Raw genomic sequence first — 229 nt, 5'->3', positions numbered from 1 at the left:
GAGTTGTCACGGCGGACACTTTCTGCGGGAGCAAACGTGGTAATTGTTGATGACTTCCTAAAGGGTGGGGGAACCTTGAACGGTATGCACTCCCTCATCAAGGAATTCGATGCTAACTTAGTGGGGATGACGGTATTAGCTGAAAGCACCGCTAGTGGTAAGCGCCTTGTTGAGAACTGTACTTCACTGGAAAAGGTGGATGCAGAAGATGGCGAACAAAAGACAATTA

The 229-nt window shown here is 48.0% G+C and carries 1 protein-coding gene; it reads left to right on the top strand.

The annotated features are described in order from the left end of the window. Positions 1–36: 36 nt before the first annotated feature. A partial coding sequence (locus ACFIK0_RS09875) for a phosphoribosyltransferase family protein (protein WP_375663987.1) occupies positions 37–229 on the top strand: 193 nt, incomplete at its 3' end.

Source organism: Bartonella sp. CL63NXGY (assembly GCF_042194905.1).
GTDB lineage: Bacteria > Pseudomonadota > Alphaproteobacteria > Rhizobiales > Rhizobiaceae > Bartonella.
Note: the sequence above shows the minus strand (reverse complement) of the source record. Positions and strands in the feature narration are given on the sequence as shown.